This is a genomic window from Ensifer sp. VA4 (genome assembly GCF_055710065.1).
Window position 1 is genome coordinate 249,585 of sequence record NZ_JBVQPO010000008.1, and the last position, 15,118, is coordinate 264,702.

The 15,118-nt window shown below is 64.1% G+C and carries 11 protein-coding genes; 9 read left to right on the top strand and 2 right to left on the bottom strand.

Annotation, left to right across the window (positions count from 1 at the left end; all coding sequences use genetic code 11):
* Window positions 1–10 precede the first annotated feature (10 nt).
* Window positions 11–457: a MarR family transcriptional regulator gene (locus AC0C6X_RS16230; RefSeq protein WP_472954017.1), complete on the bottom strand. Its 447-nt coding sequence runs from the start codon at window positions 455–457 to the stop codon at window positions 11–13.
* A 61-nt stretch (window positions 458–518) separates the two neighbouring features.
* On the opposite strand from AC0C6X_RS16230, the gene AC0C6X_RS16235 reads away from it, so the two are divergent.
* The 4 genes from AC0C6X_RS16235 to AC0C6X_RS16250 all read left to right on the top strand — a co-directional run bounded on the left by AC0C6X_RS16235 (window position 519) and on the right by AC0C6X_RS16250 (window position 4,856).
* Window positions 519–1,241 (top strand): DUF899 domain-containing protein, encoded by a 723-nt coding sequence (locus AC0C6X_RS16235; RefSeq protein WP_472954019.1) that lies wholly within the window; start codon window positions 519–521, stop codon window positions 1,239–1,241.
* A gap of 126 nt (window positions 1,242–1,367) precedes the next feature.
* The gene (locus tag AC0C6X_RS16240) at window positions 1,368–1,844 is read left to right on the top strand and encodes a DUF1579 domain-containing protein (RefSeq protein ID WP_472954021.1); all 477 of its coding nucleotides are present in this window, start codon (window positions 1,368–1,370) and stop codon (window positions 1,842–1,844) included.
* A 128-nt stretch (window positions 1,845–1,972) separates the two neighbouring features.
* Entirely contained in the window at window positions 1,973–2,740 is a 768-nt protein-coding gene (locus tag AC0C6X_RS16245; RefSeq protein ID WP_472954023.1) for a VOC family protein, read from the top strand.
* A gap of 304 nt (window positions 2,741–3,044) precedes the next feature.
* Window positions 3,045–4,856: a diguanylate cyclase gene (locus AC0C6X_RS16250; protein ID WP_472954025.1), complete on the top strand. Its 1,812-nt coding sequence runs from the start codon at window positions 3,045–3,047 to the stop codon at window positions 4,854–4,856.
* On the opposite strand, the gene AC0C6X_RS16255 is transcribed toward AC0C6X_RS16250, so the two are convergent.
* Complete coding sequence (locus AC0C6X_RS16255; protein ID WP_173520356.1) at window positions 4,828–5,739, bottom strand: LysR family transcriptional regulator; 912 nt, start codon at window positions 5,737–5,739, stop codon at window positions 4,828–4,830. The genes AC0C6X_RS16250 and AC0C6X_RS16255 overlap by 29 nt on opposite strands.
* Before the next feature lie 132 nt (window positions 5,740–5,871).
* Here AC0C6X_RS16255 and AC0C6X_RS16260 point away from each other — a divergent pair, with 132 nt between their 5' ends.
* The 5 genes from AC0C6X_RS16260 (at window position 5,872) to AC0C6X_RS16280 (ending at window position 15,114) form a co-directional block, all read left to right on the top strand.
* On the top strand, window positions 5,872–6,906 hold the full coding sequence (locus AC0C6X_RS16260; protein WP_247959807.1) for an aldo/keto reductase: 1,035 nt from the start codon (window positions 5,872–5,874) through the stop codon (window positions 6,904–6,906).
* Between the two features lie 163 nt (window positions 6,907–7,069).
* Window positions 7,070–10,396, top strand: a complete 3,327-nt coding sequence (locus AC0C6X_RS16265; protein WP_472954027.1) for a transglutaminase family protein — start codon at window positions 7,070–7,072, stop codon at window positions 10,394–10,396.
* Window positions 10,397–12,805 carry a circularly permuted type 2 ATP-grasp protein gene (locus tag AC0C6X_RS16270; protein ID WP_472954029.1) on the top strand — a complete coding sequence of 803 codons (2,409 nt, stop codon included), beginning with the start codon at window positions 10,397–10,399 and terminating at the stop codon, window positions 12,803–12,805.
* Window positions 12,806–12,817: 12 nt separating this feature from the next.
* Window positions 12,818–13,696, top strand: coding sequence for a transglutaminase family protein (locus tag AC0C6X_RS16275; RefSeq protein ID WP_173520352.1), 879 nt, complete (start codon window positions 12,818–12,820; stop codon window positions 13,694–13,696).
* A gap of 176 nt (window positions 13,697–13,872) precedes the next feature.
* The gene (locus tag AC0C6X_RS16280; protein WP_173520351.1) at window positions 13,873–15,114 is read left to right on the top strand and encodes a VWA domain-containing protein; all 1,242 of its coding nucleotides are present in this window, start codon (window positions 13,873–13,875) and stop codon (window positions 15,112–15,114) included.
* Window positions 15,115–15,118 lie beyond the last annotated feature (4 nt).

The following is a 15,118-nucleotide window of genomic DNA, read 5'->3' on the forward strand; positions in this document are numbered from 1 at the left end:
GCAACCCCGTTCAAGCCAGCGCCAGGAGATCCGCGCGCAGCCGGTCCGGCCCCCCTTCGCCAAGCACCGGATCGAGCGCCTCATGCAATGCCTTCCAGATGGGAAGGGCACGCGAAAGCAGCGCTTCGCCCTCCTGCGTCAGCCGCAATCGCCGTGTCCGCCGGTCCTCCGGGTCAGGAAAGCTCTCGACCAGGCCGCGCCGTTCCAGGGGCTTCAGCGCCGCGGTCAGTGTCGTCCGATCCATGGCAAGCAGCGACGCAACCGACCCCATGTTCGGCGGCGCCGGACGGTTGAGCGACATCAGCAGGGAGAACTGCCCGTTGGTGATATCGAGGGGCCGCAGCGCCTCATCGAATCGGCGGGCTATGGCGCGAGCGGCACGCTGCACATGCAGACAGAGGCAGGTATCTTTCACATGCAGGGTGGTCTCGAACGGAATTGACGGCATCTTTGACATAGTTGATTAATGTTGATATCAACGTAATTAGTCAAGTGCAACGTTGGAAGGAGGAACGGGCATGAGACAGGACCACGCAGTCGTATCGCCTCAGGAGTGGTTGAAAGCGCGCAGGGAACTGCTCGCGCAGGAAAAGGAACACACCCACGCACGCGACAAGGTCAATGCTGCCCGGCTGGCGCTGCCCTGGGTGAAGATGGAAAAGACCTATGTTTTCGACACTTTGGCCGGGCGCAAGTCGCTGTCCGAACTCTTCGACGGCCGTAGTCAATTGATCGTCTACCATTTCATGTTCGGCCCCACCTGGGAGGCCGGCTGCCCCGGCTGCTCCTTCCTGGCCGATCACTTCGCCGGCATGCGGCCGCATCTCAACCACCATGACGTGACGCTGATCGCCGCATCGAATGCACCGCTTGCGAAGATCGAAGCTTATAGAAAGCGCATGGACTGGCACTTCCCATGGGTATCGGCGGCGGGCAACGGATTCAACCATGACTTCCACGTCGCCTTTTCTCCCGACGAACTCGCAAGCGGCAAGGTCGCCTACAATTTCACCGAGATCGACAGCGCCAACGCGCATGAAGAACTGCCGGGACTGAGCGCTTTCCAGAAAAGCGAAGATGGCGCGATCTATCACACCTATTCGTCCTATGCCCGCGGTCTCGAGGAACTGATCGGCACGCTGATGCTGCTCGATCGCGCGCCGAAGGGCCGCAACGAAGACGGGACGATGAGCTTCGTCCGGCGCCACGACGAGTACGAACAGGAACGCAAGGCAGGCTAGACGGGCGACATTCGCGCAGGCGGAACCTTTCGCCTGCGAAAGCGTTTCGTGAGCGCTCGCGCGTCAAGCCGATGATCTGCGCCCGCCAAAAATGATCTGCGCCCACCACAAAGGACAAGCAAAACTGTGAGAGCAGAACCGGAAGAAGCGCATCGCTGGCTCGAACAAATGCTGGGCGACTGGCAGGTTCGCACCTCTGGGCCGGGCAACGAAGCCGATGGAAGCGGCCCCTGGAGCGAACATGTTCGCTCGCTTCAGGGCCTCTGGATCGTCTGCGAAGGTCAGGGAACGATGCCGGGCGGCAACTTTGGCGAGACGCTCATGACGCTCGGCTACAATCCCGAGACAAAACGCTACGTCGGCACCTGGGTCGGCTCCATGCTGACCCATATGTGGGTCTATGACGGCGAACTGGATGCGGACGGCAGGTCCCTGTCCCTCTATTGCGAGGGACCGGATTTCGAGAATCCCGGCAAGACCGCGCGGTACCGGGACATCATCACGCTCATCGACCAATCCCGGCGCCTGCTGACTGCGCAGGTGCAGGCACCGGACGGCAGTTGGAAAGACATGATGACGGCTGAATACGTACGCCGGGATTGAACGCGGGTTGGGCGATCTGTCCTTGGTCTTCCTGCCGCGCCGCTAAAACCTCATCCGACGACGATCCATTCGAGCATGCAACCAAGCGGCGCAAGACGCGTCGCGCCAAAGCAAACTGGAGCAAGGCAATGGCAGATCACGGCAAATTCGTTTGGTATGAATTGATGACGACGGACATGGCCGCGGCGGAAACGTTCTACAAGGACGTTGTCGGCTGGAGTGCCCGCGATTCCGGCATGTCCGGTATCAGCTACACGCTGTTCAGCGTCGGCGAACTTCCGGTCGCCGGACTGATGACGATGCCGGAAGGCGCGCTCGAAATGAAGGTCCCCCCCGCCTGGCTCGGTTATGTCGGCGTCGACGATGTCGATGCGACCGCCGCCAAGATTGCGGCCAAGGGCGGGAAGGTTCACCGTGCGCCCGATGATATCCCGGGCATCGGGCGTTTCGCGGTCGTTACCGACCCGCACGGCGCCGTGTTCGCCATCTTCAAGGGAACGGGCGAGCCGCCGCCGGCCACCGATCCGATGGCGCCGGGCTTGGTCGGCTGGCATGAGCTCGCATCCGGCGACCTCGATACCGCCTTCCCCTTCTATGCCGAGCTCTTCGGCTGGACGAAGGACAAGGGCATGGACATGGGCGAGATGGGCACCTACCAGATTTTTGCCCATGGCGGCGCCCCGATCGGCGGGATGATGACCAAGCCGAAGGAAGTGCCTGCGCCCTATTGGCTCTACTACATCAACGTGCCTGCGCTCGACGCGTCGATCGAGCGCATCCAGACCGGTGGCGGAAAGGTCGTGCTCGAGCCGATGGAGGTGCCCGGCGGCGCCTGGATCGTTCAGGCGCTCGACCCACAAGGCGCGCTTTTCGCGCTGGTCGCGCCGAAGCGCTGAACCGGCCGTACGTATCGCCAACCGACAAGCGTTCGCAGGAAACAGGGCCCGCCTCCCTTGGGAGGCGGGCTTCATTCAATCCGACGGGTGGAGCGCGCTGGCGGACCGCTGCCCTGCGCCGCACGCATCCCTCGGTTGCGGCGCAACCCCTGGTAATTCAGGGTATTTCAAGCTTATTTAACACCTTATACGATAACAGGGGCAACGAGCACACTGATTTCGGATGGGTTTCTTGTCGCACGACAAGAATTGTCGCGACAGCCAAAGTGATGAGCGGCGACATGGGTGGAGCAACTTCGCGTAAATGAAGAGCAAAGGCGGCAGCCATGCGCCCCCAGAGACGGGCGTTGCGAAAGCGCGTACCGCAAAGGCGCTGCGCCGCAAGCTCCAATGGCTGCTCGCCATCGTCGTCGCCTGTACCGGTGTGCTCGCGACCGAAATCATTGTCGCCTCCTATAGCGATTTCGTCATCGCCCGCCGCAACCTGATCGAAGTCTTGGCGTTCTGCCGCGTGCTCGACGCCGCAAACTATCTCTCGGCCGAGCGCGGACCTTCCAATGGCGTGCTCGGCATCGGCGTGGCGCCCGGTTCACCGGTCCAGGCCCGCCTTGCCGAGTTTCGCGCCCGCAGCGACGAGGCGCTCGCAAAGCTCACCGAAGACATCGACAATGCCAGCCGCACGGAGCCGGCCGGTGCCCTCTCCCCCATTCTCGTCGAAGTCCGCCGCCGCCTGGTGCTGGCGCGCGCCGAGGTCGACCGCATTGCCGCACTTCCGCCCGAACGACGGGACCTGACAGAAATCCAGGCAACGATTGAGGCGATGTTCAGCGTCATCGATGCCATTCGCCCGGCAATCGACTGGAACGTTCAACGCCTGACCAACACCGACCCGAACCTTGCCGGCATTGCGCTTGCGGCACAGATGCTCGCCAATCTGCGCGAAGACGGCGGCCGCCTCGGATCCCAGGTCATGGCCCCGGTTGCCGTCGGCCAGCCGCTCGAAGCGAAGAACATCGCCGACAGCGAGCGTACGCGCGGCAGGCTGCAGGAAACCTGGTCCATTGTCGGCAAGCCCGGTGCCCTTCCCGGCCTGAAACCGGCCAATATCGCAGATCTCGCCAGGATCGACCGCGAGTTCTTCGGCGAAGGATTTGCAATCATCGACAGCATCGTCGCGATCGGCAGACATTCGGGCGCTTACCCGATGACCGCGGAGCAGCTGACTGACCGCTTCGTCCCGAAGATGAAGCCGCTCGAGGATCTTCGCCGCGCCTTCATGGATGCGACCGTCGAGCGGCTCGCGGTGAACAAGACGCGGGCTTCGGTCAAGCTGGCGGTCGCCAGCCTCGCGACCTTCGCCCTGTTCCTGGTCCTGCTGGTTCTGATGCGCCGCGCCCGCTCGCTGGTCTTCGAGCCGCTGCTCATTGCACGCCATAGCATCATCGAACTCGCCAACGACCGCCCGATCGCGCGTCTTCAAGGCAAGGGCGGCGAAGGCGAGATGGGGCGCTTGTTCGATGCGATCGACGTGCTGCGCAAACGCCTCGACGAACGCGCGCTGTTGATGCGGCACCTCGAACGCCAGGCCGAAACCGACGAACTGACCGGCTTGCTCAACCGCCGGGCCTTGGAGCTCATCGGTGGCGCTGAAGACGCTGCCGATAGCAACCAGGATGCCTGTCTGATCCTGATGGACATCGACCATTTCAAGCAGATCAACGATACCCACGGTCACTTGGTCGGCGACATCGTGCTCAAGGAAACCGCCCGCATCATCCGCAACTCCGTGCGCAACTCCGATCTTGTCGCCCGTTTTGGCGGCGAGGAGTTCGCGATCATCACCCCGGGCGACAGCATCGAGTCGGCCCTTGCACTTGCGGAACGGATCAGGGCCAATCTCGCCCATGAACCGATCGTCGTTGCGGGCGGACAGGAGCTGAACGTCACCGCCAGCTTCGGCGTGGCCGAGGGACGAACCGCAAACGGCGGCTGGAAGCACCTGATCGAGGATGCCGACACAGAGCTCTATCGCGCCAAGTCGGAGGGTCGCAATCGCGTCTGCGGCCGTCCTGCGGACCTTGCCCCCTTCACAAAGACGAAATCCGCGCGCGCGTAGCCAGAAAGTCGAGCACGACCCGCACGCGGGCAGGCAGAGCCCCGCCCGGACCGTGGAACACGGCGTGGAAGGCTTCGGTGTCGCCGGGGTTCAAGTGTTCGGCGACCGGCAGCAGCCGGCCGGCCTCGATATCCTCTCTGACCGTGAAGGTCGGCAGCCGGGCGAGGCCCACGCCCGCAAGCGCGAGCCGGCGCAAACCCTCGCCATCACTCACCCGCACCCGTTCCGTCGGCGGCAGAGCGATCCGTTCTGCATTCGAAAGGAGCGGCCAGCCATCGAGCGCCCGAACGTAGCTGTGGCTCAGCCGGTTATGCGCCTCGATATCCCCTATGGTCTGAGGCACGCCGAAACGATCGAGATAGGATGGGGCGCCGACGATCGTCATCGACGTGCTGCCGAGCTTGCGGGCAATCAGGCTCGATGTCTTCAGCGGGCCGGCGCGCACGGCGATATCAACCCGCTCCGCCATCAGATCGACGACGGCGTCCGTCTGCAGGATATCGAGGGAGACCGACGGAAACGCCGCCAGGAATTCGGGCAACACCGGCATCAGCGCATGCGTCGCATAGGAAGCGCTGACATTGAGGCGGACCCGGCCCTCCGGCGTCTCGCCGGCACCGGCCGAGCGCTCCGCTTCGTCGATGTCGGCGAGGATCCGCACGGCCCGCTCATAAAAGGCGCAGCCTTCCGCCGTCAATTGCAGCCGCCGCGTCGAACGGTTGACGAGCCGGACACCAAGCCTTTCCTCCAGTCGCTGGACGAGTTTGCTGACGGCCGACGGTGTCATGCAGCAGACCTTGGCCGCGGCCGAGAAGCCGCCAAGCTCCACCACCTTGGCAAAAACCGCCATCTCCCCCGAACGATTGACCGTCAAGCGCGACATGTGACTTCAACTCACAAATGATGTTCCTTCGTGAGGTCTACATCGCAAATGAACCCAACACCACCTTCTCCTTGAAGCGAGCGCCGGCGCCCGGTGTCTCGCACGAACGAAGCCAACGAGGAGCTTGCAGACATGGAATACAGACGGCTTGGATCATCGGGACTGAAGGTGCCGGCCTTGAGCTTCGGCGCAGGAACCTTCGGCGGCAAGGGGCCGCTCTTCAGCGCCTGGGGCAACAGCGACGCAGCCGAAGCGCGACGCCTGATCGACATTTCGCTGGAGGCCGGTGTCAATCTCTTCGACACGGCCGACGTCTACTCGGACGGTGCTTCCGAGACCGTACTCGGTGCCGCGATCAAGGGAAGGCGTGATGCCGTCCTGCTCTCCACCAAGATCGCGCTGCCGATGGGCGATGGCCCGAACGATGCCGGCACATCGCGTTCGCGTCTGACGAAGGGCGTCGACGACGCACTCAAGCGGCTCGGCACCGACTATATCGACCTCCTGCAACTTCACGCCTTCGACGCGGGGACACCGGTCGAAGAGGTGCTCTCAACGCTCGATGGCCTCGTTGCTGCCGGCAAGCTGCGCTACGTCGGCGCCTCCAATTTCGCCGGCTGGCAACTGATGAAATCGCTGGCCGTCTCCGAGAAGCACGGCCTCGTCCGCCATGTCGCCCACCAGGTCTACTATTCGCTGGTCGGACGCGACTACGAGTGGGAACTGATGCCGCTTGCGGCCGATCAGGGCGTCGGCGCGCTTGTCTGGAGCCCGCTCGGCTGGGGCCGTCTCACCGGCAAGATCAGGCGCGGCCAGCCCTGGCCGGAGGGCAGCCGCCTGCACGATACCGCGGCCTTCGGCCCGCCGGTCGACGACGAAAAGCTCTACGACGTCGTTGACGTGCTCGATCAACTCACCGAGGAGACCGGCAAGACGATCCCGCAGATCGCCATCAACTGGCTGCTGCAGCGCCCGACCGTCTCGAGCGTCATCATCGGCGCCCGCAACGAGGAGCAGCTTCGACAGAATCTCGGCGCCGTCGGCTGGTCGCTGTCGCTGGAGCAGATCGCCCGCCTCGATGAGGCAAGCAAGACGACGCCGGCCTATCCCTATTTCCCCTATTATCGCCAGGAGGGCTTTGCGCGGATCAACCCGCCGATCGTCTGACCGGCATAACGCCCGCCTTTCGCACGCCCCGCCCAGGCGTGCGAAAGTATTGCGGCGCCTCGATTTTCCTTACGCGCTTTCGCGCTTGCATTCTCGATTTGCATTGCACAAACTTCGTGGCGATGGGGGCGCCAGACCTCCCACGAAGGGGACCAAATCCGGCATGTCGATCAAGGCCAGCATCTATCACCTGACCCACTACACCTATGACCGTCCCGTAAGGCTGTCGCCGCAGATCATCCGGCTGAAGCCTGCGGCCCATTCCAAGACCAAGGTCATCAGCCACTCGCTGAAGGTTTCGCCCGCCAATCATTTCGTCAACCTGCAGCAGGATCCCTACGGCAACTACCTTGCCCGCTTCGTCTTTCCCGATCCGGTCAGCGAACTGAAGATCGAGGTCGATCTCGTCGCCGACATGACGGTCTATAATCCCTTCGACTTCTTCGTCGAAGAGGAGGCCGAGCACTGGCCCTTCCCCTATCCGGAAGACCTCAGCGACGATCTCAGGATCTACATGACGCCGGAGCCGGTCGGTCCGGCGCTTGGCGCCTTCCTCGCGACGGTCGACCGCTCGCGCCAGCGCGCCGTCGACATGGTCGTCGGGCTCAACACGCGCCTGCAGCAGGAGATCGGCTACGTCATCCGCATGGAGCCCGGCGTACAGACGCCGGAGGAGACGCTGACTTCGGCCCGCGGGTCCTGTCGCGATTCGAGCTGGCTTCTCGTCCAGATCCTGCGCAATCTCGGTTTCGCCGCCCGCTTCGTCTCCGGCTACCTCATCCAGTTGACCCCCGATCTGAAGGCGCTCGACGGCCCCTCCGGCACTGACCACGACTTTACCGACCTGCATGCCTGGGCCGAGGTTTACCTGCCGGGCGCCGGTTGGGTCGGGCTCGACCCGACCTCCGGCCTCCTGACCGGCGAAAGCCACATCCCGCTTGCCGCCACCCCGCATTTCCGCAACGCCGCGCCGATCTCCGGCGGTTTCTTCGGCGACCCCGAAACCCGCACCGATTTCGCCTTCGATATGAAGGTAGCGCGGGTCGCCGAACACCCGCGCATCACCAAGCCCTTCTCCGACGAAAGCTGGGACGCACTGAATGCGCTCGGTGAGAAGGTCGATCAGGTGCTCCAGGAAAACGACGTCCGGCTGACGATGGGCGGTGAGCCGACCTTCGTCTCGATCGACGATTTCGAGTCCGAGGAATGGAACACCGCCGCCGTTGGCCCGACCAAGCGCGAAAAGGCGGACGCGTTGATCCGGCGCCTGCGCGAGCGCTTCGCCCCCGGTGGCTTCCTGCATTACGGCCAGGGCAAATGGTATCCCGGCGAAAGCCTGCCGCGGTGGACCTTCTCGCTCTATTGGCGCAAGGACGGCGTACCGATCTGGCGCCGGCCCGATCTCATCGCCGAAGAGGCGGGCAGCCACGATGTCACCGAGAAGGACGCCGAACGCCTGCTCCAGGCAATCGCCGGCGAGTTGGACCTTGCGGCCGACATGGTCGTGCCCGCCTTCGAGGACCCGGCCGAATGGTTGCTGAAGGAGGCGAACCTCCCCGACAATGTCGATCCGGCCAACTCCAAGCTCAAGGATCCGGAAGAACGCAGCCGCATGGCGCGTGTCTTCGAGCGCGGGCTGACGACGCCCACGGGCTACGTGCTGCCGGTGCAGGCCTGGAATGCCCGTGCATCGGGACGGAAGTGGATGAGCGAAAAGTGGAGCACCCGCCGGGGTCGTCTCTTCCTCGTGCCCGGCGACAGTCCCGTCGGCTATCGCCTGCCGCTCGGCGCCCTGCCCTATATCGCGCCCTCCTGGTTCCCCTACATCAACCCGGTCGATCCGACAGTGCCGCGCGACGGCCTGCCCGATTTTTCCGAAGAGATCAGCCGGCCGCAGCAGGCGCGTTTCCAGCCCTCGGAGGTTCCGGAAACCCCGCTGCCGGTGGCGCGCGACGAGATCGCCGGCCTGGTGCGCACTGCCATCAGCGTCGAGCCGCGCGACGGTCGGCTTTGCGTCTTCATGCCGCCGACGACGAGCATCGAGGAGTATCTCGACCTCATCGCGTCTGCGGAACGGGCTGCCGCCAACGTCGGCCTGCCCGTCCATATCGAAGGCTATGCCCCGCCGCAGGATGAGCGCATCAACGTCATCCGTGTTGCGCCGGACCCCGGCGTGATCGAGGTCAACATTCATCCCGCATCGCACTGGCGCGATTGCGTCGACATCACCACCGCGATCTACGAAGAGGCGCGCCAAAGCCGGCTTGGTGCCGACAAGTTCATGATCGACGGGCGCCACACCGGCACCGGCGGCGGCAATCACGTGGTCGTCGGCGGCGCCAATCCCAATGACAGCCCGTTCCTGCGCCGTCCGGACCTCTTGAAAAGCGTCGTGTTGCACTGGCAGCGGCACCCCTCGCTCTCCTACCTGTTTTCGGGCCTCTTCATCGGCCCGACCTCGCAGGCGCCGCGCATCGACGAGGCCCGGCATGATTCGCTCTACGAGCTCGAAATCGCGCTCGCCCAGGTGCCGATGCCGGGCTCGGCGACTGCGCCTCCCCTGCCCTGGCTCGTCGACCGTCTGTTCCGTAACCTGCTCGTCGACGTGACAGGGAATACGCACCGGGCGGAAATCTGCATCGACAAGCTGTTTTCGCCTGACGGGCCGACCGGGCGTCTGGGCCTCGTCGAGTTCCGCGGCTTCGAGATGCCGCCGAACGCCCGCATGTCGCTCGCCCAGCAATTGCTGGTGCGCGCCCTCATCGCCCGCTTCTGGAAGCATCCGATCGACGGCCGGTTCGTGCGCTGGGGCACGGCGCTGCACGACCGCTTCATGCTGCCGCACCACGTCTGGCAGGATTTTCTCGAAGTGCTCGCCGACCTCCGCGCCCACGGCTTCGACTTGAAGCCGGAATGGTTCGAGGCCCAGCTCGAGTTCCGTTTCCCCTTCTGCGGCGAGGTCGAATATCAAGACGCCAGGCTCGAAATCCGTCAGGCGCTCGAACCTTGGCACGTGATGGGCGAGCAGGGGGCGATCGGCGGCACCGTGCGCTATGTCGACAGTTCGGTCGAGCGCCTGCAGGTCAAGCTCGATACCGCCAATCCCGAGCGCTATGCGGTTGCCTGCAACGGCCGGCCGGTACCGTTGACGCGCACCGGCTCCAACGGCTCGGCCGTTGCCGGCGTGCGCTACAAGGCCTGGCAGCCGGCCTCGGGCCTGCATCCGGTCCTGCCGGTCAACACTCCCCTCACATTCGACATTTATGATACATGGTCGAATCGGGCGATTGGCGGATGCGTCTACCATGTCGCCCATCCGGGTGGGCGAAGCTACGATACGTTTCCAGTCAACGGCAACGAGGCCGAAGCGCGGCGCCTGGCGCGGTTCGAGCCCTGGGGTCATACGTCAGGAGGTTACCCGCTTCGCCCGGAAAGCCCGTCTATAGAATTCCCGATGACGCTTGATCTCAGGCGTCCGCCAGGAGCGTAAATGGCGAAAAAGCAGACAGCCGCCGCGAACCATCGGGGCACCGACGACGATCCGGTCTTCGGCTACCGCGCCCTTCCTGGTATCGCCGACGAGATGCTCGACCGGGAGGGCAATGTCCGCCCGGTGTGGCAGCGGCTACTCGCGACGCTCGGACGGCTCGATGAAACGGAACTCGCCAACCGCTTCGCCCGCGCCGACCGCTACCTGCGCGACGCCGGCGTTTTCTACCGGGTCTACGGCGCCAAGGAGAGTACCGACCGAAGCTGGCCATTGTCCCATATCCCGGTCCTGATCGACGAGAAGGAATGGGCGACGGTTTCGCAAGGGCTCGTCCAGCGCGCCGAGCTTCTGGAGAAGGTGGTTGCCGACATCTATGGCGAGAACCGGCTGGTGCGCGAAGGCCTGCTGCCGCCGGCGCTGGTCGCCTCCAATCCGGAATTCCTGCGGCCGCTCGTCGGCGTGAAGCCGGCCGATGGTCACTTTCTGCACTTCGTCTCCTTCGAAATCGGCCGCGGGCCCGATGGCAACTGGTGGGTCCTTTCGGACCGCACCGAAGCGCCCTCCGGGGCCGGCTTCGCGCTGGAGAACCGGGTCGCGACCACGCGCGCCTTCTCCAATCTTTATGCCGAAACCCACGTACACCGATTGGCCGGCTTCTTCGGCGAATTCCGCGATGCGCTCCAGAGTCGCAAGCTGCATCCGGACGACCGCATCGCCGTGCTTTCGCCCGGCATCGCGAACGAGACCTATTTCGAACATGCCTATATCGCCCGCTATCTGGGCTTCATGCTGCTCGAAGGCGAAGACCTGACGGTGGTCGGCGGCCGGGTGATGGTACGCACAGTCGCCGGCCTCAAACCCGTGGGCGTGCTCTGGCGCCGCCTTGACGCGGCCTTCGCCGACCCGATTGAACTGAACCAGTCCTCGCATATCGGCACGCCCGGCATCGTCGAGGCGCTTCGCGCCGGCTCCGTCTCGATCGTCAACGCGCTCGGAAGCGGCATCGTCGAGACACGCGCCTTCCTCGCCTTCATGCCGGCGATCTGCCGCCACCTGCTCGGTGAGGAGCAGCAGCTGCCCTCGATCGCCACCTGGTGGTGCGGCCAGCCGGGCGAGCGAGAACAGGTCGCTGCCAATCTCGATCGCATGGTCATCGGCCCGGCCTATGCGACGCGCCCCTTCTTCGATGACAACGGCCAGTCCGTGCTCGGCGCAACGCTCGGCGAGGAGGCTCGCGCCTCGATCGCCGATTGGCTTGGCACCGAAGGCGGCAAGCTCGTCGGCCAGGAGGTCGTCACGCTTTCGACTACCCCGGCCTGGGTTCGCGGCCGGTTGACGCCGCGCCCGATGAGCCTGCGCGTCTTCGCGGCACGGACCCGCGACGGCTGGCAGATCATGCCCGGCGGTTTCGCCCGCATCGGCTCCGGCGACGATGTGGCCGCCATCGCGATGCAGGCGGGAGGCACCGCCGCCGACGTCTGGATCGTCAGCGACCGTCCGGTGGAACGCACGACTTTGCTTCCGGCGGAGGAGAGCTTCACCCGCAACATGCCCGGGAGCCTGCCGAGCCGGGCGGCCGACAACCTCTTCTGGCTCGGCCGTTACATCGAGCGCGCCGAAGGGGCGCTGCGCATCCTGCGCGCCTGGCACGGTCGCTTCGCCGAAACCGCCGATCCGGACCTGCCGCTCCTGAGGGATGTCAGCGACTATCTCGCCGCGCTCGACATCGACACGCGCCAGCCGGTGCCCGACAGCCTGCTTGCCAATATTGCCAGCGCCCTCTTCAGCGCCGGCAACATCCGCGACCGGTTCTCGCCGGACGGCTGGCTGGCGCTGAACGACCTGTCGCAGACGGCGCGCAAGTTCCATGCGACGGTGCAGGCCGGCGACGATGCGACCCGCGCGATGACCGTGCTTCTGCGCAAGCTCGCCGGCTTTGCCGGTCTCGTGCACGAAAACATGTACCGCTTCACCGGCTGGCGCTTTCTTTCGATCGGCCGCTATCTCGAGCGTGGCCTGCACATGACGCGGCTGCTCGGCCATATGTCGGGACCGGATGCGCCTGACGGCGCCTACGATATGCTGCTCGAGATCGGCGACAGCGTCATGACCCACCGCCGGCGCTACAATGTCAGCACCGCCGCATTGACCGTAACGGACCTGTTGGCGCTCGACCCGCTCAACCCGCGCTCGGTGCTCTACCAGTTGAACGAGATCAAGACCGAGGTGGAATTGCTGCCGAACGCTTTCGTCAATGGGCAGATGTCGCCCTTCTATCGCGAGGCGATGCGCCTGCATTCTGGCCTTGCGGTGATGACGCCGGAAGCCATGACTCTCGGCGTTTACAATCGGTTGGAGGGGGATCTCGAAGGCCTGTCCGACCTGCTCGCGCGAACCTATCTCGGCTAAGGGGCGCGACCATTGCTTTACGATATCAGCCTGAAGATCACCTATGACTACGAAGTGCCGGTCTCCGGCGGTCGCCACCTCGTGCGCGTCATGCCGGCAACCCTTCAGGGCCGCCAGCGTCTCATCGTCGGTTCGTTGAGCTGCCAGCCGATGCCGGCCGAGCGCGCCGAAAGCATCGACTTTTTTGCCAACCCGTTCACGTCGATCCTCTTCCGCTCCTCCCATGCCGATCTGACGATCCGCATGCAGGCGCGCGTGCAGGTGGAGCCACAGCCGCTGACGGCGGATTTCTCGCCTCATCTCGCCGGCCTGCCGGCCGAACTCGCCGCCTGCTGGTCGGTCGACGCCGAGGCGCCACACCACTTCACCGGGCCAAGCCCGCTCCTGCCGGAAGTCCCCGAAATTGCCGCCTACGCGCAGGATATCGTCACCGACGCCATGACGGTCCGGCAGATCGCCATCGCCGTGTGCGAGCGCATCCACCGCGATTTCACCTATGACGGCGAGGCAACCACGGTGAACACGACACCGGGTGAGGCGTACAAGCTGAAGCGCGGCGTCTGTCAGGACTTCGCCCATGTGATGATCGTGGCACTGAGAAGCCTCGGCATCCCCGCCGGCTATGTCAGCGGCTTCCTGCGGACAATCCCTCCGCCCGGCAAGGAGCGCCTCGAGGGTGCCGATGCCATGCACGCCTGGGTGCGGATCTGGTGCGGCACCACAGGCGGCTGGTTCGAACTCGATCCGACCAACAATATTCCGGCGGGAACCGACCATATCGTCGTCGGCCACGGCCGTGATTACGGCGACGTCGCCCCCGTCATCGGGGTCCTGAAGAGCTATGGCAGCCAGACGACGAAGCAGGCCGTGGACGTCATTCCGGTGCCCTGATCCGATTTGGTACAGGCCATTCCCGTTTCCGGACAAGGCCACAATTGCGGAACCCTCTGTAAGCACTGGTTTTCCTGAGTTCCGTTAAAATTGCAGCGATTGCCGCAACGATATCGTAAGCCATCGACGCTATTTGTGCCCCAAGCTTGCAACGTGTTCCTCTGGGGTGTGCAAAGATGGGAAGACGATACACTGTAGGCCGGTCCCTTGTGGCGATGCTCAAGGACCGGGGTGGTAATTTCGGTATCATGGCGGCGCTTGCGACGCCTTTGCTGCTGGCGGCCGGCGGCGTCGCCATCGACTTGGCCAGCATGATGACGGCCAAGAACCAGATGCAGGATGCAGCCGACGCGGCGGCGCTCGCGGCGGCCTCCTCTCTGGTCTCAAAGGATCCGCCAACGATCGCCAAGGCAAAGGAAATTGCCGCGGCCTTCCTCAAGACGCAGTCGGGCGGCACCGCCGTCGACGTTCCCGGCGGGAACGATCAAAGCGGCACGAGCTCGTTGGCCAAGACCGCTTCGGCGGACGCGTCGACGGGCAGCCAGCCGACCATTGACATCATTGAAAGCACCAATGGTCCTACCGGCAAGGCCTACAACGTCACCGTCCTGAACAAGCAGACGTTCCAGTTCAACGCGATGACACGCCTGCTCGGGAAGACATCAATCGACATCGAAACCCGTGCCACCGCAGAAAGCGCGACAGAGAGCAAGAATGCGCTCTCGATGTATCTGGTGCTCGATCGCTCCGGCTCGATGGCCTGGAAAACCAATACGCTGAACGCCACGAAGACATCCTGCCCGAACTACACAGAGTCGAATTGGGGCAGATATCCAAACCTGGCAGCAACCAGCCCCTGCTATGTAACCAAGATCGACGCGCTGAAGACCGCCGTCAGTGATCTGCTCAAGCAGCTGAACACCGCCGACCCGAGTAGTTTGTATGTCCGCACCGCGGCTGTTTCCTACAACTCCGCACAGGATGCGGCGGGCAACCTCAATTGGGGCACGACCGGAACCTCCACCTATGTGAACGCCCTTATCGCGACCGGCGGCACCGCATCGGGTAACGCGTTCAAGACAGCCTACAGCCGCGTAGCGGCGACGACCGAGGATACGGCCCACAAGGCCAAGAACGGTCAGGTCCCGACAAAATACATCGTCTTCATGACCGACGGCGCCAACAACAACACGAGCGACGACACGACAACCCTGGCGTGGTGCGACACCGCCCGAAAGAACAACGTGCAGGTCTACACCGTCGCCTTCATGGCGCCCGATCGCGGCAAGGCCTTGCTGAAGTCCTGCGCCACAACCGAGGCAAATTACTTCCAGGCGGAAGAAGCCGCCGATCTGATCGCAGCCTTCAAGGCGATCGGCGAAAAAGCCTCGGCCATGGCTACCCGCCTGACGAAGTAAAACG